Origin of the sequence: Falsiroseomonas sp. HW251 (genome assembly GCF_050563545.1) — a bacterium.
Classification (GTDB): domain Bacteria; phylum Pseudomonadota; class Alphaproteobacteria; order Acetobacterales; family Acetobacteraceae; genus Falsiroseomonas.
In genome coordinates this window covers 58,977-78,068 of record NZ_JBNXUM010000015.1, presented here as the reverse complement: position 1 = coordinate 78,068, position 19,092 = coordinate 58,977, and the positions used below count along the sequence as shown (strand labels likewise).

General features: G+C 71.3%; 21 protein-coding genes. 5 read left to right on the top strand and 16 right to left on the bottom strand.

The genetic code is table 11. The features are described from left to right. Positions 1-2: 2 nt before the first annotated feature. From ACLF3M_RS18805 to rpiB, 10 genes are all read right to left on the bottom strand, one after another. Entirely contained in the window at positions 3-1,214 is a 1,212-nt protein-coding gene (locus tag ACLF3M_RS18805) for an MFS transporter (protein WP_430658506.1), read from the bottom strand. Next, on the bottom strand, positions 1,211-2,182 hold the full coding sequence (gene thiL / locus ACLF3M_RS18800; RefSeq protein WP_430658505.1) for a thiamine-phosphate kinase: 972 nt from the start codon (positions 2,180-2,182) through the stop codon (positions 1,211-1,213). Before thiL ends, ACLF3M_RS18805 begins: the two co-directional genes overlap by 4 nt. 194 nt (positions 2,183-2,376) lie before the next feature. Further along, entirely contained in the window at positions 2,377-2,874 is a 498-nt protein-coding gene (nusB, locus tag ACLF3M_RS18795; protein WP_430658504.1) for a transcription antitermination factor NusB, read from the bottom strand. Next, positions 2,871-3,377 (bottom strand): 6,7-dimethyl-8-ribityllumazine synthase, encoded by a 507-nt coding sequence (gene ribH / locus ACLF3M_RS18790; protein WP_430658503.1) that lies wholly within the window; start codon positions 3,375-3,377, stop codon positions 2,871-2,873. Before ribH ends, nusB begins: the two co-directional genes overlap by 4 nt. Beyond that, a complete protein-coding gene (gene ribB, locus ACLF3M_RS18785) occupies positions 3,374-4,498 on the bottom strand; it encodes a 3,4-dihydroxy-2-butanone-4-phosphate synthase (protein ID WP_430658502.1) in 1,125 nt (374 codons plus the stop codon). Before ribB ends, ribH begins: the two co-directional genes overlap by 4 nt. Then, positions 4,495-5,103 carry a riboflavin synthase gene (locus ACLF3M_RS18780; RefSeq protein ID WP_430658501.1) on the bottom strand — a complete coding sequence of 203 codons (609 nt, stop codon included), beginning with the start codon at positions 5,101-5,103 and terminating at the stop codon, positions 4,495-4,497. Before ACLF3M_RS18780 ends, ribB begins: the two co-directional genes overlap by 4 nt. Positions 5,104-5,106: 3 nt before the next feature. Continuing rightward, the gene (gene ribD / locus ACLF3M_RS18775) at positions 5,107-6,198 is read right to left on the bottom strand and encodes a bifunctional diaminohydroxyphosphoribosylaminopyrimidine deaminase/5-amino-6-(5-phosphoribosylamino)uracil reductase RibD (protein WP_430658500.1); all 1,092 of its coding nucleotides are present in this window, start codon (positions 6,196-6,198) and stop codon (positions 5,107-5,109) included. 1 nt (position 6,199) lies between these two features. Continuing rightward, positions 6,200-6,652 carry a transcriptional regulator NrdR gene (nrdR, locus tag ACLF3M_RS18770; protein WP_430658499.1) on the bottom strand — a complete coding sequence of 151 codons (453 nt, stop codon included), beginning with the start codon at positions 6,650-6,652 and terminating at the stop codon, positions 6,200-6,202. Positions 6,653-6,828: 176 nt separating this feature from the next. Next, complete coding sequence (gene glyA, locus ACLF3M_RS18765) at positions 6,829-8,130, bottom strand: serine hydroxymethyltransferase (protein WP_430658498.1); 1,302 nt, start codon at positions 8,128-8,130, stop codon at positions 6,829-6,831. Then, positions 8,127-8,588, bottom strand: coding sequence for a ribose 5-phosphate isomerase B (gene rpiB / locus ACLF3M_RS18760; protein ID WP_430658497.1), 462 nt, complete (start codon positions 8,586-8,588; stop codon positions 8,127-8,129). The genes glyA and rpiB overlap by 4 nt, the downstream gene beginning before the upstream one ends. Before the next feature lie 222 nt (positions 8,589-8,810). Here rpiB and ACLF3M_RS18755 point away from each other — a divergent pair, with 222 nt between their 5' ends. The 3 genes from ACLF3M_RS18755 (at position 8,811) to ACLF3M_RS18745 (ending at position 11,529) form a co-directional block, all read left to right on the top strand. Then, a complete protein-coding gene (locus ACLF3M_RS18755; RefSeq protein WP_430658496.1) occupies positions 8,811-10,127 on the top strand; it encodes an O-acetylhomoserine aminocarboxypropyltransferase/cysteine synthase family protein in 1,317 nt (438 codons plus the stop codon). Next, positions 10,124-11,182: a porphobilinogen synthase gene (gene hemB, locus ACLF3M_RS18750; protein ID WP_430658495.1), complete on the top strand. Its 1,059-nt coding sequence runs from the start codon at positions 10,124-10,126 to the stop codon at positions 11,180-11,182. Before ACLF3M_RS18755 ends, hemB begins: the two co-directional genes overlap by 4 nt. A gap of 176 nt (positions 11,183-11,358) precedes the next feature. Next, entirely contained in the window at positions 11,359-11,529 is a 171-nt protein-coding gene (locus ACLF3M_RS18745) for a hypothetical protein (protein ID WP_430658494.1), read from the top strand. A 22-nt stretch (positions 11,530-11,551) separates the two neighbouring features. Here the strand turns inward: ACLF3M_RS18745 and ACLF3M_RS18740 are convergent, their stop codons facing one another. The 3 genes from ACLF3M_RS18740 to ACLF3M_RS18730 are packed head-to-tail and all read right to left on the bottom strand — an operon-like array spanning position 11,552 to position 13,699. After that, positions 11,552-12,391 (bottom strand): extracellular catalytic domain type 1 short-chain-length polyhydroxyalkanoate depolymerase, encoded by an 840-nt coding sequence (locus tag ACLF3M_RS18740; RefSeq protein ID WP_430658493.1) that lies wholly within the window; start codon positions 12,389-12,391, stop codon positions 11,552-11,554. A gap of 7 nt (positions 12,392-12,398) precedes the next feature. After that, positions 12,399-12,665, bottom strand: coding sequence for a hypothetical protein (locus tag ACLF3M_RS18735; protein WP_430658492.1), 267 nt, complete (start codon positions 12,663-12,665; stop codon positions 12,399-12,401). A gap of 53 nt (positions 12,666-12,718) precedes the next feature. Then, positions 12,719-13,699 carry a Bug family tripartite tricarboxylate transporter substrate binding protein gene (locus ACLF3M_RS18730; protein ID WP_430658491.1) on the bottom strand — a complete coding sequence of 327 codons (981 nt, stop codon included), beginning with the start codon at positions 13,697-13,699 and terminating at the stop codon, positions 12,719-12,721. A 240-nt stretch (positions 13,700-13,939) separates the two neighbouring features. Between ACLF3M_RS18730 and ACLF3M_RS18725 the strand changes: the two genes are divergently transcribed. Continuing rightward, complete coding sequence (locus ACLF3M_RS18725) at positions 13,940-14,680, top strand: hypothetical protein (protein ID WP_430658490.1); 741 nt, start codon at positions 13,940-13,942, stop codon at positions 14,678-14,680. A 27-nt stretch (positions 14,681-14,707) separates the two neighbouring features. Here ACLF3M_RS18725 and ACLF3M_RS18720 read toward each other — a convergent pair whose 3' ends face one another. Together ACLF3M_RS18720 and ACLF3M_RS18715 are read right to left on the bottom strand one after the other, a co-directional pair. Continuing rightward, complete coding sequence (locus ACLF3M_RS18720) at positions 14,708-15,553, bottom strand: alpha/beta fold hydrolase (protein ID WP_430658489.1); 846 nt, start codon at positions 15,551-15,553, stop codon at positions 14,708-14,710. 104 nt (positions 15,554-15,657) lie between these two features. Continuing rightward, entirely contained in the window at positions 15,658-16,869 is a 1,212-nt protein-coding gene (locus ACLF3M_RS18715; RefSeq protein ID WP_430658488.1) for a CaiB/BaiF CoA transferase family protein, read from the bottom strand. Positions 16,870-16,974: 105 nt separating this feature from the next. On the opposite strand from ACLF3M_RS18715, the gene ACLF3M_RS18710 reads away from it, so the two are divergent. Beyond that, positions 16,975-18,486, top strand: a complete 1,512-nt coding sequence (locus tag ACLF3M_RS18710) for an aldehyde dehydrogenase family protein (protein ID WP_430658487.1) — start codon at positions 16,975-16,977, stop codon at positions 18,484-18,486. 110 nt (positions 18,487-18,596) lie between these two features. On the opposite strand, the gene ACLF3M_RS18705 is transcribed toward ACLF3M_RS18710, so the two are convergent. After that, positions 18,597-18,911: an excalibur calcium-binding domain-containing protein gene (locus ACLF3M_RS18705; protein WP_430658486.1), complete on the bottom strand. Its 315-nt coding sequence runs from the start codon at positions 18,909-18,911 to the stop codon at positions 18,597-18,599. Positions 18,912-19,092: the final 181 nt, after the last annotated feature.

Below are 19,092 nucleotides of genomic sequence, written 5' to 3'. Positions count from 1 at the left end.
CATCAGGCCGGCTGCGCCACCCGGGCCGGCCGCAGCACGGTCACCAGCACCAGCGCCAGCACGAGGCCGGGCAGCACCGACAGGTTCTGCGCGTTCCACCCGAAGGCCGCGTGCACCCAGCCCGAGCCGAGCGCCGTGCAGGCCACGGTCCCGAAGACGATGAAGTCGTTCGCGGCCTGCGCGCGCACCTTCTCGGCCGGCGAATGCGCCTCGGCCAGCAGCGTGGTCGCGCCGGTGAACATGAAGTTCCAGCCGAGCCCGAGCAGCGCCAGCGCACCCGCGAAGTGGCCGAAGCTCAGGCCCATCACGGCGACCGCGACGCAGGCCATGTTGAGCAGCACGCCGGCGGCGATCACGGGCCGCGCGCCGAAGCGGGCGATGATCCGCCCCGTCACGAAGCCCGGCGCGAACATCGCCAGCGCATGCGCCTGGATCACGGTGGCGGAGGCCGCGAGCGCGAAGCCGCAGGCCATCATCTCGAGCGGCGTCGAGACCATCAGCAGGTTCATCGTGCCGTAGGCGATCGCGGCAGTCAGCGCCGCCGTCAGGAAGGCCGGGCGGCGGATGATCTCCAGCAGCGGCGTCGGGCTGGCCTGGCGCGGCGGCGCCGGCGGCAGGCGGACGAAGGACAACAGCGCCGCGCAGGCCACCGGCAGGATCGCCAGGATCAGGTAGGTGCCGAGGAAGAAGAAGGGCTCGATCAGGTCGCGCGTGTGCTTCACCAGCTCCGGCCCGAAGATCGCCGACAGCACGCCGCCCGCCATCACCAGCGCAATGGCGCGCGGGCGGTAGGCCGGCGTCGCGACCTCCGACGCGGCGAAGCGGTAGTGCTGGGCGATGCCGAAGCCGATGCCCGCCGGCAGGCCGCCGGCGGTGTAGAGCCAGAAATCGTGCCGCCAGATGCCCGCCGCGAAGACCAGGGTGCCGACCAGCATGCAGGCCGCGCCCATCAGGAAGCCCGCGCGCCGGCCGAGCCGGGCGAAAATGATCCCGGCGGGAATGGACGCCGCCATGGTCGCGACCCATTGCAGCCCGAGCGGCAGCGTCGCCAGGCCCTTGTCCTCGGCCAGGCTGAAGCCGATCAGCGCCGACATGGTGATCTGCCCGACGGCCGAGGCGTTCATCGTGGCCTGGCAGAAGAACAGCAGCAGGACGTCGAGCTTCATCCGCCGCTCGTCGGCGGCGGCCTGCAGCGCGGGCTGTAGAGTGGTCACCCGAAGTGGCTCCATCCCCCTCGGGGCAGCGGGATCTCTGCCCCCGAGCCATCCAGCACGACCACGCCCGATCCGTCCATGAACCGACCGATGCGCGAGACGGGGGTCTGCGTTGCGCGCGCGGCCTCCAGCACGCGATCCGCTTCTCCCGGCGGCGCGGCGAAGAGCAATTCATAGTCGTCGCCGCCGGCCAGGATGCGGGCCAGCAGCCCGGGATCGGCAGCGAGCGCGGCGCGGGCGGGGTCCGAGAGCGGAACCGACGCCGCCTCGATCACGGCTGCGCAGCCCCCGGCGCGGGCGAGGTGGCCGAGGTCCTGCACCAGTCCGTCCGACACGTCCATCGCCGCCGCCGCGATGCCGGCCAGCGCCCGGCCGAGCGCGAGGCGCGGCCGCGGCAGGCGGTAGCGCTCCGCCAGTTCCGGGTCCGGCGGCAGCCCGCCGGTCAGCGACAGCAGGCCGAGCGCCCCGTCGCCGATCGTCCCCGACACCCAGAGCTCGTCGCCGGGCTTCGCGCCCTGCCGGCGCAACGCCCTGCCGGGCTCGACGCTGCCGACGATGGTCAGCGAGAAGCTCGCCGGTCCCGGCGTCGCGACCGTGTCGCCGCCGAGGAGGTGCAGGCGGAATGCCCGCTGGTCCTCCGCGAGCCCGGCCGCGAAGCGCGCGATCCAGTCGTCCGGCGTGCCCTTTGGGAAGGCGCAGGTCATGAGGTAGCCGAGCGGCGTCGCGCCCATTGCGGCGAGGTCGGAGAGGTTGGTGCGGAGAAGCTTGCGCCCGATGGTCTCCGGCGGGTCGTCGGCGAGGAAATGCACGCCCTCGACGATGGCGTCCGCGGCGAGGACGAGCTGTTGGCCGGGCGGCAGGTCCAGCAGCGCGGCGTCGTCGGAGAGCCCGAGCGAACCCGGGCCCGCGAGCGGGCGGAAATGGCGCGCGATCAGGGAGAATTCGGGGGGGAGGTCATCGGTGGTCACTCTTGGCCCTCCCCTATCAGAGCTGCCCTCCCCCGCTCCAACGCTCCCCTCCCCCGCAAGCGGGGGAGGGAGGGGGTGGGCGTGCAGAGGATGTAGGGTGCGCTGGACGAAGCACCTCCACCCTGACCCTCTCCCGCTGGTGGGGGAGGGAAGTGTTCAGCCGGGGGAGCAAACCAAGGAGTAGGCAGAAGCCCCTACCGCCCGAACTCGTCCCCCCGGTAGCGCTTCGCCAGCGCCTCCAGCACGCCATTCGCGAATTTCGGCTCATCCCCCGCGAAGAAGCCATGTGCGACGTCGAGATACTCGTTGATCACCACCCGCATCGGCGGGTCGTTCGGCGTCATCAGCTCCGCCGCCGCGGCGCGCAGAAGCGCGCGCAGCACGGGATCGAGCTTCTCGAGCGGCCAGTCCTTCGCCAGCACCGGCGCGAGCGCCGCGTCGATCTCCTCGATCCGGCCCGCCGCGGCACGCACCAGGCGCGCAAACAGCCGCACATCGGCCTCAGGCACGCGCCCCTCGCCGAAGCTCTCCTCGGCCTCGTTCGGACCGAGCCGATGCCGCACGAACTGCTCGATCACGACTTCGGGGTTCTCGACCCCTTGCTCCGACTGAAACAGCGCCTGCACCGCCGCGACGCGCGCTCCGGTGCGCGGGCGGCCGGCGCCGACCCGGCCGCGCGCGGCCGTCTTCACCGGCGCCCCCCCTGCAGGGCCGCCGACTTCATCGTCCAGGCGCGTGCCAGCGCGACCTGGCCGAGCAGCGCATGCGCCGCCTCCGCGCCCTTGTTCATGCGGTCGTCGCGCGAGCGCGCGATCGCCTGGTCGAGATTGTCCACCGTGAGCAGCCCGAAGCCCACCGGGATGCCGGTCTCGGCCGTGATCGCCATCACGCCCTGGCAGACCGCGTCGCAGATGAAGGTGTAATGGTCGGTCTCGCCGCGCACCACGCAGCCCAGCAGCAGGAAGCCGTCCCAGAGCTGGCGCTTGATCGCCATGCGCAGCGCGGCTGGCAGCTCATAGGCGCCGGCGACGTCCACGACCTCGACCTGCGCCCCGACCTCGGCCAGCACGGCCTCGGCGCCGGCACGCATGCCGCCCACGACATCGGCGTAGTAGGGCGCCTGGATCACCAGCAGGCGCGCCGGCGGTCCGTCGAGATGCGCGGGCGCCCGGTCCGGGCTGTCTTTCGTGCTCACTCGGTGTCCTTCGGGATCGGGCGCGTCTCGACCACGGTCAGCCCGTAGCCTTCGAGACCGACGACCGGGCGCGGGTTGTCGGACAGGCGGACGATCTCGCGCAAGCCCAGATCGGCCAGAATCTGCGCCCCGATGCCGTAGTCCCGGATCTCGGCCGAGGCGGCCTGCCGCGACCGCAGGGACCGGATCGTCTGCGACAGACCGTCGGGCCGCCAGTCCCGCAGCATCACGACGACACCCCTGCCCTCGGCGTCGATCGCGCGCATGGCCTGGTGGAGGTCGCGCTCCGCCCGGCCGGCGACAAGGTCGCGCAGCATGGAGGCCGCGTGCATCCGCACCGTGACGGGCCCCGGCCGCGCAATGTCACCCTTGACCAGCGCCAGATGCTCCCCGGCGTCGAGCGTCGAGGAATAGACGACCACGCGCCAGGTTCCGCCGATGCCCTCGACCGAGCCTTCCTCGACCCGCTGCACCAGCCGTTCGGTCCGGCGCCGATGCGCGATCAGGTCGGCGATGGTGCCGAGCTTGAGGCCGTGATGCTGCGCGAAGGCCACGAGGTCGGGCATGCGCGCCATCGTCCCGTCGTCGTTCATGATCTCGCAGATCACGCCGGCGGGGTTGAGGCCGGCGAGCCGCGCGAAATCGACCGCCGCCTCGGTATGCCCCGCGCGCACCAGCACGCCGCCGTCGCGTGCGACGAGGGGGAAGACATGGCCGGGCGTCACGATGTGCTCGCGCCCCAGCTCGGGGTTGATGGCCACGGCGACGGTACGCGCGCGGTCGGCGGCGGAGATGCCGGTCGTCACCCCGTCGCGCGCCTCGATGGAGACGGTGAAGGCGGTCTGGTGCCGCGTGCCGTTGGACTGCGCCATCAGCGGCAGGCCGAGCTGCTCGACGCGCGAGCGCGTCATCGCCAGGCAGATCAGCCCGCGGGCGTAGCGCGCCATGAAGTTGATGGCGTCCGGCGTCGCGAACTGCGCGGGGATCACCAGGTCGCCCTCGTTCTCCCGGTCCTCGTCGTCCACCAGGATGAACATCCGGCCGCGGCGCGCTTCCTCGAGCAGTTCCTCGGCGGGGCTGACGAACTCCGTGAAGCTCGTCCTGGCGACCTCGACGTTCACTTCTCGAACTCCCGCAACCTGGCGACGTAGCGCGCCACCGTGTCGATCTCGATGTTCACCCTGCCACCGGGCTGAAGCGTCGCAAATGTGGTCACGGTGGCGGTATGGGGAATGATATTCACCCCGAACACCTCGCCTTCGACCTCGTTGACCGTCAGCGACACGCCGTCGATCGCGATGGATCCCTTGGGCGCGATGAAGCGCGCAAGGGCGGCCGGCGCGCGGAAGCGCCAGCGGACCGAGCCGTGCTCCGGGGCGGCCGACAGCACCTCCGCCACCCCGTCCACATGGCCCGCGACGATATGCCCGCCGAGCTCGTCGCCGACGCGCAGGCTGCGCTCCAGGTTCACGCGGCTGCCGGGCTTCCAGCCGCCCAGCATCGTCTTGGACAGCGTCTCGGCCGAGGCCTCCACCGCGAACCAGTCGCCGCCGAGCTCGACAGCCGTCAGGCAGACCCCCGAGCAGCAGATGGAGGCACCGAGCGCGACCGGCGGGTTCGCGAGGAACCCCGGCGAGGTGCCGATGATCATACGGTGGTCGTGCCCGCCGCCGATCGGCAGGACCTCGCGGACGGTGCCGAGGTCGGTGACGATCCCGGTGAACATGGGTCAGGTCCTCTCGAACTCGGTGAGCCAGTCCGGCCCGAGGGGGCGGGCGGCGACGCGCGTGAATCTGGGCATGGCGGCCAGGACCTCAACCGGCAGGGGATAGGCGGCGGGCAGGCCGTCGCCCCCCATTACGCCCGGGGCATGGAACCAAGCGAGCCGGTCCACAAGCCCTTCCCGCAGCAGGGCGGCCGCGATGCCGGCGCCGCCCTCGGCTAGCACGCGCGTCACGCCGCGCTGGGCAAGCGCGCCGAGGAGGGCCGCCATCCTCAGCCCCTCATCGCAAGGCGCGATGGTCGCGACGTCGGCGCCGGCGTCGAGATAGGGCGCCAGCGTCGCGGGCTTGTGGCCGGGGATGGTGGCCAGCAGGGTCGGATGTTCCCGCGCGGTCGCGAAGACCCGCGCGGTCGGCGGCGTGCGCAGCCTGGCGTCGGCGATCACCCGCAGCGATTTCGTGGGCGCCACGCCGGGCAGCCGGCAGGACAGGTCGGGATCGTCGGCGACCGCGGTCCCGCTGCCCACCAGGATCGCGTCGTGCCGCGCGCGCATCGCATGCGCCTCGCGCCGCGCCTCCGGGCCGGTGATCCATCTGCTCTCTCCCGCCGCGGTGGCGATGCGGCCGTCCAGCGTCGTCGCGAGCTTCAGGGTCACGAAGGGCCGGCCTTCGCGGATGCGACGGGCGAAGCCAGCATTGATCGCCTGCGCCTGCTCCTCGAGCAGGCCCTCCACGACCTCGATGCCGGCATCCCGCAGGCGCGCGAAGCCGCGCCCGTCCACGCGGGGATCGGGATCGCGCATGGCGCAGATGACCCGGGAAATGCCGGCTGCGATCAGCGCGTTGCAGCAGGGCGGCGTACGGCCGTGATGCGAACAGGGCTCGAGCGTGACATAGGCCGTCGCCCCGCGCGCGAGCCCGCCGGCGCGCCGCAGCGCCTCCGTCTCCGCATGCGGGCGGCCGCCGGGCTGGGTCCAGCCGCGGCCGACCACCTGGCCGTCACGCACCAGCACGCAGCCGACCGAGGGGTTCGGCCACGTGTTGCCGAGCCCCCGCCTGGCAAGCGCCAGGGCGGCCTGCATGTGCTCGACGTCCTGCAAGTCACCCCTCGTCCATCAAGCCGAGGAAAGCCCCGAAATCCTTCGCCTCGCGGAAGTTCCGGTAGACCGAGGCGAAGCGAACATAGGCCACCTGGTCCACGTCGCGCAGCGTCTCGAGCACGATGTCGCCGATGCGCCGCGACGTGACCTCGCTGTCGGCCTCCACTTCAAGCCGGCGCTGGATGCCGTTGACGATGCGCTCGATCCGTTCGTCGTCGAAGGGGCGTTTGCGCAGCGCGACGCGCACGGACCGCGCGAGCTTGTCGCGGTCGAAGGGCACGCGGCGGCCGTCGGTCTTGATGACGGTCAGCTCGCGCAGCTGGACGCGCTCGAAGGTGGTGAAGCGATTGCCGCAGCCCGGGCAGGAGCGCCGCCGCCGGATCGAGGCGCCGTCCTCGGCGGGACGGCTGTCCTTCACCTGCGTGTCCTCGTTCCCGCAGAAGGGGCAGCGCATGGGTCTAGAGCCCCCTTCCCCGCATCTCGACTTCCCTCCCCCGCAAGCGGGGGAGGGTCAGGGTGGGGGTACGAGGATGAGCGCGCACCTGACCTCCGCACCCCCACCCCAGCCCTCCCCCGCTTGCGGGGGAGGGAGGCGCGAAGCGGGGGAGCGAAGCATGCACGCCTCTCACCTCACTGATAGATCGGAAACCGCCGGCACATCTCCAGCACGCGCGCCTTCACGCGTTCCTCGACCGCCGCGTTCGCCTCCGGCGAGTTCGCCGCTGCGAGCCCGTCCAGCACCTCACCGATCATCCGGCCGACCTCGCGGAACTCCGCCTCGCCGAAGCCGCGCGTGGTCGCCGCCGGCGAGCCCAGCCGCACGCCGGACGTCACCATCGGCTTCTCCGGATCGAAGGGGATCGCGTTCTTGTTGCAGGTGAGGTGCGCGCGGTTCAGCCCGCCTTCCGCGATCTTCCCGTTCAGCTTCTTCGGCCTCAGGTCAACCAGGACCAGGTGGTTGTCCGTGCCGCCCGTCACGAGGTCGAGCCCCTGCGCCTTCAGCTCCTCGCCGAGCGCCGCGGCGTTGGCGACGACCTGCTTCGCATAGGCGCGGAACTCCGGCTTCAGCGCCTCGCCGAAGGCGACTGCCTTGGCGGCGATGACATGCATCAGCGGCCCGCCCTGCAGGCCCGGGAAGACGGCGCTGTTGAACTTCTTCGCCAGCGCCTCGTCGTTGGTCAGGATCAGCCCGCCGCGCGGCCCGCGCAGCGTCTTGTGCGTGGTGGTCGTGACGACATGCGCATGCGGGATCGGCGAGGGATGCGCCCCGCCGGCGACCAGGCCCGCGAAGTGGGCCATGTCCACCATGAAGTACGCGCCGATCTCGGCCGCAATGGCGCGGAAGCCAGCGAAATCCCAGTGCCGCGCGTAAGCCGAGCCGCCCGCGATGATCAGCTTCGGCCTGTTCTCCAGCGCGATCCGCCGGACCTCGGCCATGTCGATCAGCTGGTCCTCGCGCCGCACGGTGTAGGGCACCGGCTTGAACCATTTGCCCGAGAGGTTCGCCGGCGAGCCATGCGTCAGGTGCCCGCCGGCCGCGAGGTCGAGGCCCATGAAGGCGTCGCCGGGCTGCAGCAACGCCAGGAACACCGCCTGGTTGGCCTGCGCGCCGCTGTGCGGCTGGACATTGGCGAAGCCGCAGCCAAAGAGCTTCGTCACGCGCTCGATCGCCAGCGTCTCCGCGATATCAACGAACTCGCAGCCCCCGTAGTAGCGGCGACCCGAATAGCCTTCGGCGTATTTGTTGGTCAGCACGCTGCCCTGCGCTTCCAGCACGGCGCGGGAGACGATGTTCTCGCTCGCGATCAGCTCGATGCCGTCCTGCTGGCGGCCGAGCTCGAGGCCGATGGCGCGGGCCAGCTCGGGGTCGGTCTCCGCCACGCCCGCCTGGAAGAAGCGGGCGGGCGTCATCGCCGGGGTCTGCTCGTTCATGGCCGGGGGCTCCACTCCGGGGTCAGTTTCTTCACGCGGCGCTCGTGCCGCCCGCCGCCGAAGGGCGTGGCCAGGAAGGCGCGTAGCGCATCCAGCGCGACCTCCGGCCCGGTCACCCGGGCGCCGAGGGCGAGCACGTTGGCGTCGTTGTGCTCGCGGGAAAGGCGGGCGCCGGTCACGTCATGGACCAGGGCGCAGCGGATGCCGGCGTGGCGGTTGGCGGCGATCGAGATGCCGATCCCCGTCCCGCAGACCAGCACGCCGAAGCGCGCCCGCCCGCCGGTCACGGCCTGCGCGACGGCATCGGCGAAATCGGGGTAGTCCACGCTCTCGGGCCCGTTCGTGCCCATGTCGAGCGCCGGATGGCCCGCGGCCTCCAGTGCTTCCTTCAGCAGGGCCTTCATCGCGACGCCGGCATGGTCGGAGCCGAGCGCGACGGGGGTGTCGGCAGGTTTCATGGAGGAGGGTTACCACGCCCTGTGTCCCCCCGGAACCTCCGACACCAGGGCTTGCGTGCATCCCTGCCCTGCCAGCCCGGGCGGAGAGGGTTCCCGCCCCGCCGGGCCGGCCGGGCGGAACGCCGTGCCCCGGCCCGTCGAGGGCGGAGCAAGGCTTCCCCGCCCTTCCCCTCCCGACCCCGCCTGTGCGACGACTCGCGCCACGCCGGCCACCAGCGGAGGATGCCCGTGACCTACACCAACCCCGAGACCATCGCGCTGCATGCGGGGTGGCGGGCGGACCCGACCACCGGCTCGGTCGCCGTGCCGATCCACCAGACCACGTCCTACCAGTTCAAGGACACCGGCCACGCCGCAAGGCTGTTCGGGCTGGAGGAGATGGGCTTCATCTACACCCGCCTGATGAACCCGACTCAGGACGTGCTGGAGCAGCGCGTCGCCGCGCTCGAAGGCGGCGTCGCGGCCCTGGCGCTCGGCTCGGGCCAGGCGGCGACCGCATTCTCCGTGCTGAACCTCTGCACGCCCGGCGACAACGTGGTGTCCTCGACCGACCTCTATGGCGGCACCTGGAACCTGTTCGGCAACACGCTGAAGAGCCTCGGTGTCGAAGTGCGCTTCGTCGATCCGGCCGACCCGGAGGCCTTCGCGCGCGCCACCGACGCGCGGACCCGCTGCTACTACGCCGAGACGCTGCCCAACCCGAAGCTGCAGGTCTTCCCGATCGCGGAAGTCGCGGCGATCGGCCGCAAGCTTGGCGTGCCGCTGATCATGGACAACACGGCGGCGCCGGTGATCTGCAAGCCGCTCGCGATGGGGGCGGCGGTGGTGATGCACTCCACCACCAAGTTCATCGGCGGCCACGGCACCTCGATCGGCGGCATCGTGGTGGATGGCGGCAATTTCGACTGGGAAGCCCATGCAGAGCGCTTCCCCACGCTGAACACGCCCGACCCCAGCTATCACGGCGCGGTCTGGACGCAGGCGGTCAAGCCGATGGGGCCGGTCGCCTACATCATCCGCATGCGCACCTGCCTGCTGCGCGACCTCGGCGCGCCGATGGCGCCGATGAACGCCTTCCTTTTCATCCAGGGGATGGAGACGCTGCCGCTGCGCATGGAGCGGCACTGCGCTAACGCGCTCAAGGTCGCCGCCTGGCTGGCCAGGCACCCGGAGGTCACGCAGGTCATCCACCCCTCCCTGATGAGCGGCGAGGCCAGGCGGCGCGCCGACGCCGCGCTGAAGGGCGGCTATGGCAGCCTGATGGGTTTCGAGCTGAAGGGCGGCATGGAGGCTGGCAAGCGCTTCATCGACGCGCTCAAGATGTTCTACCACGTCGCCAATATCGGCGATGCGCGGAGCCTGGCGATCCACCCGGCCTCGACGACGCACAGCCAGCTCTCTCCGGAGGAGCAGGCCGCAACGGGCGTGACGCCGGGCTATGTGCGGCTCTCCATCGGCATCGAGCATATCGACGACATCATCGCCGACCTCGACCAGGCGCTGGCTTCCGCGGCGCCGATGAAGGCCGCCGCCGAATGAATGCCTTCGAGAAGGGGCATGCCGTCAGTCTGGAGGCGCCGGCGCAACCCGGCGCCTTCCCCGCGCTGCGCCTGCGCCGCAACCGTGTGGATGCCTTCACGCGACGCCTGGTCGCGGAGAACCGGCTGTCCACCGACGACCTGATCTGGCCGATCTTCGTCATCGAGGGCACGGCGACGGAAACGCCCGTCGCCTCCATGCCCGGCGTGAAACGCGTGACGCTCGATCGCCTCGTCGCGCATGTGGAGCCCGCGGTGAAGCTCGGCGTGCCCGCGGTCGCGCTGTTCCCCGCGACGCCGGCGGCGAAGAAGGACGCCGAGGGGACGGAGGCGAAGAACCCGGGGAACCTCATGTGCAGCGCCGCGCGCCTGCTCAAGAAGGAATTCCCGGAGCTCGGCCTCATCGGCGACGTCGCGCTCGATCCCTACACCGACCACGGCCATGACGGCGTGCTGCGCGAGGGTCCGGGCGGGCACTACGTCGCCAATGACGAGACGCTCGAGATCCTGGCGATCCAGTCCGTCATCCAGGCCGAGGCCGGCATCGACGTCATCGCGCCATCCGACATGATGGACGGCCGCATCGGCGGTATTCGTGCAGCGCTTGATAGGCGTGGGCTCATCCACACCCGCATCATGAGCTACGCCGCGAAATACGCCTCCGCCTTCTACGGCCCGTTCCGCGACGCCGTGGGATCAGGCGGCGCGCTGAAGGGCGACAAGAAGACCTACCAGATGGACCCCGCGAATTCCGACGAGGCGCTGCGCGAGGTCGCGCTGGATCTCTCGGAAGGCGCTGACATGGTCATGGTCAAGCCCGGCATGCCCTATCTCGACATCGTCCGCCGGGTGAAGGACCGCTTCGCCGTGCCGACCTTCGCCTACCAGGTGTCGGGCGAGTACGCGATGATCATGGCGGCCGTCGAGCGCGGCTGGACGGATCGCGACAAGGCGATGCTGGAGAGCCTGCTCGGCTTCAAGCGCGCGGGCTGCGACGGCGTGCTGACCTATTTCGCCGTGGATGCCGCGCGTCTCCTGAAGGAGCGCGGCGGCTGAGCAGCAGGGGCGAGGTCCATGCGCTGCGCCGTCCCTGGCACGGCGCCTCTGACAGGCCGGGCGAGCCCGCGGTCGCGGCGCTGCGGCTGCAGCGCGCCGAGGTCGAGGCGCTGCTCGCCTTAAGGCATGCCGAGCCCGGCGAGGAGGAGAACCTGGCGTGGTGGCGCCTGCAGCGCGTGCGCCTCGCCCGCCTGCCGCTGATGACCGAGGCCGAGCGCGCCGCCCTGCCCGCGCTGCCCCGCCCGCCGGCGACCGCGCTGTCCTGGTGGCAGGGCGTGAAGCTGCGGGCCGGCGTGCTGAAGATCGAGGCGGAGGCGCCGCCGCGCGGCATCGCGCGGCGGCTTTGACACGCGGCCCTTCGCGGGGTCGTCACACACCGCGGAAGAAGCGCAGCATCTCCCACGACGCGTCCGGTCCGAGCGGGTCGGTGTAGCTGCCGGCCGGGCTGCCGCCGGACCACGCATGGCCCGCGCCATGCACGACCGATTGTTCGAGCACGACGCGGCCTTGCGCATCCTCGTGCCGCATCCGCGTCCACGCATGCCCGCCCGGCACGGCGCCACGCTCGACCGATCGGCGCAACCGCGCGGGGCCGCCGGACTGCGCGATCACCTGGTCGCCGTTCACGGGGTTGACAGTCGCGTCGCGATCCGTGTGGAACACGATCGTCGGCACGACCCGCCCGCCGGGCGCGGCGACGGGCGAGCCCGCCCGCATCGCGGCCAGCGCCGAGGGCAGGTCGCGCGCGGATCCGCAGGCAAGGCCGGAATGCACGCCCACCGCGGCGAACAACTCGGGATAGGCCTGCCCCATGACCGCCGCCGCGGCGCCGCCCGCGGAAAGCCCTGCGACGTAGACGCGGCGCGGGTCCACCCCGTATTCCGCCACGACCTGCTGCGCAATGCCGGCAAGAAGCGCCGGCTCCCCTGCGTCGCGGCGCTGGTCGGCGGGGTTGAACCAGTTCCAGCAGCGCTGCGCATTCGCCGTCCGCGGCTGCGATGGATAGGCGACGAGAAGCCCGTGTTCCTCGGCATGCATGTTCATCTGCGTGCCAGCCGCGAAATCCTCGGGCGTCTGCGTGCAGCCATGCAGCATCAGCAGCAGCGGCGGCGCCGCATCCTTCCCGAGGCTCGCCGGGACGTAGAGCCGGTAGTCGCGGTGGCCATCGCCGGCGGCGAAGCTGCCGCTGAGGAACCGGCCCCCCGGCACCGCCGCCTCAGCCTCCGCCGGGCGCATAGTGTCGCAGGCCGAGGTCGAGGCCCCGCCGGACGACGGATTGGCGCTCCGCCTCGGCATGGCGTTCGATCTGATTGCAGATGGCCGTCCGGATGAAGTCGGTCCGATTGCCGTAGAGGCCGTCCTGCACGAGGAGGTCGATATGGCCGAGGTCAATGTGACCGAGGTTGATCTTGACCTTCTCGCTCTCTCCGCCCGGCTTGGGGCGAAGTTCGTGCAGGCCTCCCACACTCCATCCCTCCGCCATGCACTGGGATGGTATTTGGACGGCCGGCGCGCGCGATCGAGGAGGCGCGGCGCCTATTCCACCTGCATACTCAGCTCCCGCACCAGCGGCCGCACCGCCGCGATCTGCGCGTGCACCGCCTGGGCGAACTCCGCCTGCGGGTTGCCGCCGGGCTCGGCACCGAGCTCCGTGATCCGTGCCGCCAGCGGCGGATGATGCGCCGCGGCCGTGATCTCCTGGACCAGCCTGGCCTGCACCGGCTCCGGCGTCCGTGCCGGGGCGAAGAAGCCGTTCCAGCCATAGAGCTCGGCATTCGGGAAACCCTGCTCGCGCACCGTCGGCACATCGGGCAGCGCACGCGCCCGCTGCGCCGCCAGCGTCGCCACCGGTCGAAGCGCGCCCGACCGGATATGCGGCAGCGCCGTCGAGAGCTGGTCGCCGCCGAAGGCAATGCGCCCGGCCAGCATGTCCTGCACCAGCGGCGCCGCGCCACGGAACGGCACATGCTCCATCTGGAAGCCGCCGTCGCGCTTCAGCACCTCGCCGATCAGGTTGATGGTGCTGCCCGGCCCGGTGGAGCCGTAGAAGGCCGGCGAGTTCTGTGCCTTGGCCCAGGCCACCAGCTCCTTCAGGTCGCGCGCGGGCACCTGCGCCCCGACCAGCAGCATCATCGGCACATTGGCGCCGAGCGTCAGTGGCGCGAAGTCGCGCTCGATCGAATGCGGCGCGCGGTTCGCGAATTCCAGCGCCGCGGTCGTCGTGGAGAAGGTGAGGTTGTGGAATAGCAGGGTCTGCCCGTCCGGCGCCGCCTTGGCCACGGCATCGGCGCCGATCGACCCGCCGGCGCCGCCGCGGTTCTCCACAACGACGGACACGCCCATCGTCTCGGTCAGGCGCTGCGCGTAGAGCCGGGCCAGCACGTCCGTCGTGCCGCCCGCGGGAAACGGCACGACGACGCGGATCGGGCCGCTGGGCTGCCAGGCCTGCGCGCGGGCGAGGCCCGGCAGGGCGAGAAGGCCGGCGGCGACGCCGAGGCTGCGGCGGGCGATCATCATGCGCTTTCCTCCCGTGGATTGCCGCGATTGGGCGGCTGGCGCGGGACGTCGTCAAGCGCCGCCGCCGCGCCGGTGAGGGACGATCCCGTGAGCCGCGGGTAGCGCCATGGGGCCGGCGACACGGCCGCGGCCCGGACTCGAATCGCGCGGGCAGGCTTACGCGCCGGCCCCGGCCGCCGCATGCTGCAGGCCGAAGGGGCGGCGCGGCCGGCGCGCGGCCCCCGGCGGAGACTGCCCGGGGTGGATGAGCGTCGCTTCCTGTCCGGCGTGATTGCGGGCGCGGCCGCGCTGGCCGTGTCCTTCCTGCTCCAGCTCGTGCTCGCCGCGATGCTGGATGCGGGCGTCGTGCTGCTGCTGCTGTCGCTGCTGGCGCCGCTGCCGGGCCTGGCGGTGACGATGTCCTGGCTCAGCGACGCGACCTGGCGCCTGGCCTGCGGCGCGGCGCTGCTCCTGCTGCTGCCCTTCCTGGCGGCCACGATGCCGGAATCCCGGCTGCTTGGCCTGGTATCCACCACCACGGTTGAGGAAGCGCCGGCCGAGTGGCTGGCCGCGGCCCTGGTGCTGCCCGGCGCCGCGCCGGACGAGCGGCGGCAGCGCCGCGTCGCCAACCCCGCGGGCGGGCAGTTCATGGTCGCCCCGGTCTTCGGCGCGGGCTGGTCGCGCAGCGGCGCGGTCCGCATGGCCGCCGTCCAGGACCTGGCTGAGGGCGCCGAGCCCGCGCCATGGGCCCTGCCCGGCGGCATGCTGAAGCTGCTGCACGACGACGCCCGGTCGGCCGCGGTCCGCGCCGCGCTCGCCGAGACCGGGCTGCAGGCGGCGCCCGACATCGTCATCGGCCGCTGGACGGGGCAGCCCGGCCGCGCCCTGCTGGACGCCGCGACGCCGGTCCTCCTGGCCTATGGTGCGGGGGTGGTGGCCTGGGTGACGCTGCTCTCGCTGCGGTCGAGCAAGCCCCTGCGCGGCCGCGCCCGGCGCCGCTGAAGCCAAATTACCACGGCAGCTTATGCCCTAACGCCCTTCCAGGAACTTCGTGACGGCCTGGATCTGCGCGGCGTCCATCAGCGCCGGCGCATGGCCGATGTCGGGGAAGGTCACCAGCGACACGGCAGGCCGCTGCGCCATCGCCGCGGCGGTCTCGGCGTCCAGGATGTCGCTGTCGCCGCCGCGCAGCAGCAGCGTCGGCACCGTGACGCGCAGCCAGATCGGCGTCAGATCCACCTCGCCCGGCGGTGCCTTGGCGATCGGGACGGCGATGGCGGGGTCGTAATGCATGGCCAGCCGTCCATCCGGGAGGGATCGGGCGGAATGCGCGGCCAGGTGCCGCCACTGCGCGTCGGTCAGCGCGCCGAAGGGCGCGTGCACCAGGCGCAGATGCGCCTCCAGCGCCGCCATGTCCTCGAAGGTGAAGTTCTGCTGCATGTAGGCCCCGATGCGCGCCGAGGCCTCGGCCGGGACGCGGCTGCCGACATCGTTCAGCACGAGGCGGCGCAGCGGATTGTCGTCGCCGGCCGCGACCATCATGCCGCAGATCCCGCCGAGCGACGTGCCGACCCAGTCCACCGGCCCATCGAGCCGCGCCAGCAGATGCGCCAGCGCCACGACGTAGCTGACGGGCGTGTAGAGCATGGGATCGCGCAGCCAGCCCGATTCGCCGCGACCCGGCAGGTCGGGGCAGAGTACGCGATACCCGCGATCCGCGAGGCAGGTCGCCAGCGCGTCAAAATCCCGGCCGGAACGCGTCACGCCATGGACGCAGACCACCGCCGGCCCGTCCGCCGGCCCCCATTCCGTCCAGGCCAGCCGGTGGAAGGCGCCGGCGAGGAGGTAGCGGAGGCTGTTCTGGCGGGGGGTCATCGGGTCTCCTCATGCCCGGGGCGCGTGATCCCGGAAAGAGCGGCGGGCGGGATGGTTGCAATGCCGTCCCCTCCCCGCTCGGGGGGGAGGGCGCCCGGGGCCCGTCAGACCACGCCCTTCTCCCTCAGCGCGGCCACCTCGGCCTCCGTCATGCCGAGAAGGCCCGACAGCACCTCCTCCGCATGCTCGCCGAGCAGCGGCGGGGGGATACGGTAATCCGCGGGTGTCCCGGACAGGCGCACGGGATTGGCGATCACCTTCACCGTCTCGCCCGAGGCGTGCTCGAGCGGCACGACGACGCCGCGCGCCTGCACATGCGGATCCTCGAAGACCTGCGAGAGCGTGTTGATCGGACCGCAGCCGATCTTCAGCGCCTCCAGCGCCTCCACCCACTCCGCCGTGGTCCTCGACCGCATGACGGGGGTCAGCGTGTCGGTGACGAGCTGGCGGTTGGCGACCCGCGCGGCGTTGGTGGCGAAGCGCTCATCGGCCAGCAGGGCTTCCTGCCCGAAGGACTTGCAGAAGCGCTCGAAAGTCGGGTCGTTGCCGACGGACAGCACGATGTGCCCGTCCTTCGTCGGGAAGACCTGGTAGGGCACGATGTTGGGGTGCTGGTTGCCGAGCCGCGGCGGGTTCTCGCCCGTGGCCAGGAAGTTCATGCCCTGGTTCGCGAGCCAGGCGACCGAGGTGTCGAGCATGCCGATATCCACCTGCTGGCCCTGCCCCGTGCGTTCGCGGTGGCGCAGCGCGGCCAGGATGCCGATGCAGCCATAGAGGCCCGCGAAGAGATCGGCGACCGGCACGCCCACCTTCTGCGGCATCCCGTCGGGCTCGCCGGTCAGGCTCATCACGCCGCCCATGCCCTGCACGAGGCTGTCGTAGCCCGGCCGCGGCGCATAGGGCCCGGTCTGCCCGAAGCCCGTGATGGAGCAGTAGATCAGCCCGGGATACTTCGCGCGGAGCTGGTCGTAGGCCAGCCCGTATTTCGCGAGCGCGCCGACCTTGAAGTTCTCCACCAGGATGTCGGACGTATCGAGCAGGCGGTGGACGATCGCCTGGCCTTCCTCAGCCGCGATGTCGAGGGTGAGCGACTTCTTGTTCCGGTTCACCCCGAGGAAATAGGCGCTCTCCGTCGTGTTCGGCCAATAGGGCGGCGCGAAGCCGCGCGTGTCGTCGCCGGCGCCGGGCCGCTCGATCTTGATCACTTCCGCGCCGAGATCCCCGAGCATCTGCGTGCAGGTGGGTCCGGCCAGCACGCGCGTGAGATCGAGGACCCTGAGGCCCTTCAGCGGGCCACTCGGCGCCTTCTCCACCATATCCCCTCGACCCCCCTCTACGCTCAGCCGCACCATTGCCGTCCAGGGCGTGCCGACGCATTGTCCGGCCCGCTTATTAGGTCCCGACACCGCGGGAGGAAACCCATGCTCGACCGTCCTCATCCTACGCCGGAAGCGCCGACGAACGATTGCTTCGCGCTCGCGAAGGCGCTCTCAGGCCTTCACTTCATCGGGGGGCGGTACGTGCCGGCCCGGTCCGGCCGCAGCTTCGCGGTGGTGAACCCCGCGACCGGCGAGACGATCGGCAGCGCCGCGGAAGGCGACGCGGCCGACGTGGACGCCGCCGTGCGGAATGCGGCCGAGGCACAGAAGGCCTGGGCGAAGATGCCGGCGCGCAAGCGCGGCGCGCTGGTCCATGCCTGCGCCGCCGCGCTGAAGGAGCATGTCGAGGAATTGGGCCGCCTCATCGCGCTCGAGACCGGCAAGGCGCTGCGCACGGAAAGCCGCGTCGAGGCGAACGTCGTCGCCGACGTCTTCGAGTTCTTCGGCGGCCTGGGCAGCGAGCTGAAGGGAGAATCCGTCCCCTTCGCGCCGAACGTGCTGAGCGTGACCGTGCGCGAGCCGCTCGGCGTCGTCGGCGCGATCATCCCCTGGAACGTGCCGATGCTGCTGATGGCGCTGAAGGTCGCGCCGGCGCTGGTCGCCGGCAATGCCGTCGTCGTGAAGTCGGCCGAGGAGGCGCCGCTCGCGGTGCTCCGGATCTGCGAGATCCTGAACCGCGTCCTGCCGCCCGGCGTCTTCAACATGGTGAGCGGCTTCGGGCCGGAATGCGGCGCCCCGCTGGTCAGCCATCCGCTGGTGAAGAAGGTGACCTTCACCGGCAGCGTCGAGACCGGGAAGATCGTCTACCGAGCGGCGGCCGAGAAGCTGATCCCCGTCACGCTCGAGCTCGGCGGCAAGTCGCCGATGATCGTCTTCGCGGACTGCGACTTCGACAAGACGGTCTCCGGCGCGCTGACCTCCATGCGCTTCACGCGCCAGGGCCAGTCCTGCACCGCGGCGAGCCGCATCTATGTCGAGCGCCAGATCCTCGACCGCTTCGTCGCCGCCATGAAGTCGGCGGTGGACAAGATGGTCATGGGCGACCCGCTGGACGAGAAGACCGATATTGGCACCATCATCAGCGACGGCCAGTTCGAGAAGGTGAAGGCCTATATCGAGGAGGGCGCGCGGACCGCCGGCGCCACCGCCCATGTCTGCAGCGCCATGCCGAGCGATCCCGCGCTGCGCAAGGGCCTCTTCATCCAGCCCGTGATCTTCACCGGGCTCACCCGCGACAGCCGCCTGGTGAAGGAGGAGATCTTCGGCCCCGTCACCGTCATCCAGCCCTTCGACGACCCGGAAGCGGTGCTGGCGGAGGCGAACGACAGCGAATACGGCCTGGCCGCGAGCCTCTGGACCAACAACCTCAAGGTCGGCCTGGACCTCGCGCACCGGCTGGAAGCGGGCCTGGTGCAGATCAACCAGAACCTCGTGGTGCAGGCCAATCTGAGCTACGGCGGCGTGAAGTCCTCGGGTCTCGGGAAGGAGGCCTCGCTCGAGGCGATGCTCGAGCACTTCACGCACAAGAAGACCATCATGGTGAACATGGCATGACAACGGGCGGCCACTGGCCGCTCTCGGGCATGAAAAAGGGGCGGTCCCCGACCGCCCCTTGCCGGCGCAGCCGCCAATCCCGGCGTGCCGCGCAAATCACCCCCGGGCCGTCAGCGGAAGCCGTTGCCCACGGGGGTGCAGGACACGCCGTCCTTGTCGAAGTCGAGATGCGCGAAGTAGTAGCGGTCACCCATGCGCTGCGGCGCGATGCCGAGCTCGCGGGCTTCCTCGCAGCTGCGCGGGGCGCCGACGCCCAAGATTTCCCAGGCCTGCAGCCGCAGCGCAGGCGGCGCGCTCTGGAACCCCGCGATCCCAAGGCCAAGCGCCAGGCCAGCCGCGATCGCGACGAACAGCGCGCCGCGGCCGTTGTTCGCGCTGGCCTCCGCGATGGCGCGCCGTGTACGCGCGATTCCGTCGGGTTCCACCGGGGAAGGCCCTCGTCTCAATTCGCCACCGTAGGGCGTGGTCCGCCTGCTCATTCAACGACGACCCTGCCAAATGCGTTCACTTGCCCAACGACCCCAAGTTGCGCTTTCGCGGCGCGGCATGAAATTCACCAGATCGTGAGCTTTGTTAACGAACCTGTAAGCCCGGTCCACCGGAACC

Excerpts from the sequence above, each read along its gene's own strand:
- ACLF3M_RS18780 (WP_430658501.1), bottom strand. The coding sequence starts at position 5,103 with ATGTTCACCGGGATCGTCACCGACCTCGGCACCGTCCGCGAGGTCCTG.
- nrdR (WP_430658499.1), bottom strand. The coding sequence starts at position 6,652 with ATGCGCTGCCCCTTCTGCGGGAACGAGGACACGCAGGTGAAGGACAGC.
- glyA (WP_430658498.1), bottom strand. The coding sequence starts at position 8,130 with ATGAACGAGCAGACCCCGGCGATGACGCCCGCCCGCTTCTTCCAGGCG.
- rpiB (WP_430658497.1), bottom strand. The coding sequence starts at position 8,588 with ATGAAACCTGCCGACACCCCCGTCGCGCTCGGCTCCGACCATGCCGGC.
- ACLF3M_RS18755 (WP_430658496.1), top strand. The coding sequence starts at position 8,811 with ATGCCCGTGACCTACACCAACCCCGAGACCATCGCGCTGCATGCGGGG.
- hemB (WP_430658495.1), top strand. The coding sequence starts at position 10,124 with ATGAATGCCTTCGAGAAGGGGCATGCCGTCAGTCTGGAGGCGCCGGCG.
- ACLF3M_RS18735 (WP_430658492.1), bottom strand. The coding sequence starts at position 12,665 with ATGGCGGAGGGATGGAGTGTGGGAGGCCTGCACGAACTTCGCCCCAAG.
- ACLF3M_RS18730 (WP_430658491.1), bottom strand. The coding sequence starts at position 13,699 with ATGATGATCGCCCGCCGCAGCCTCGGCGTCGCCGCCGGCCTTCTCGCC.
- ACLF3M_RS18720 (WP_430658489.1), bottom strand. The coding sequence starts at position 15,553 with ATGACCCCCCGCCAGAACAGCCTCCGCTACCTCCTCGCCGGCGCCTTC.
- ACLF3M_RS18715 (WP_430658488.1), bottom strand. The coding sequence starts at position 16,869 with ATGGTGGAGAAGGCGCCGAGTGGCCCGCTGAAGGGCCTCAGGGTCCTC.
- ACLF3M_RS18710 (WP_430658487.1), top strand. The coding sequence starts at position 16,975 with ATGCTCGACCGTCCTCATCCTACGCCGGAAGCGCCGACGAACGATTGC.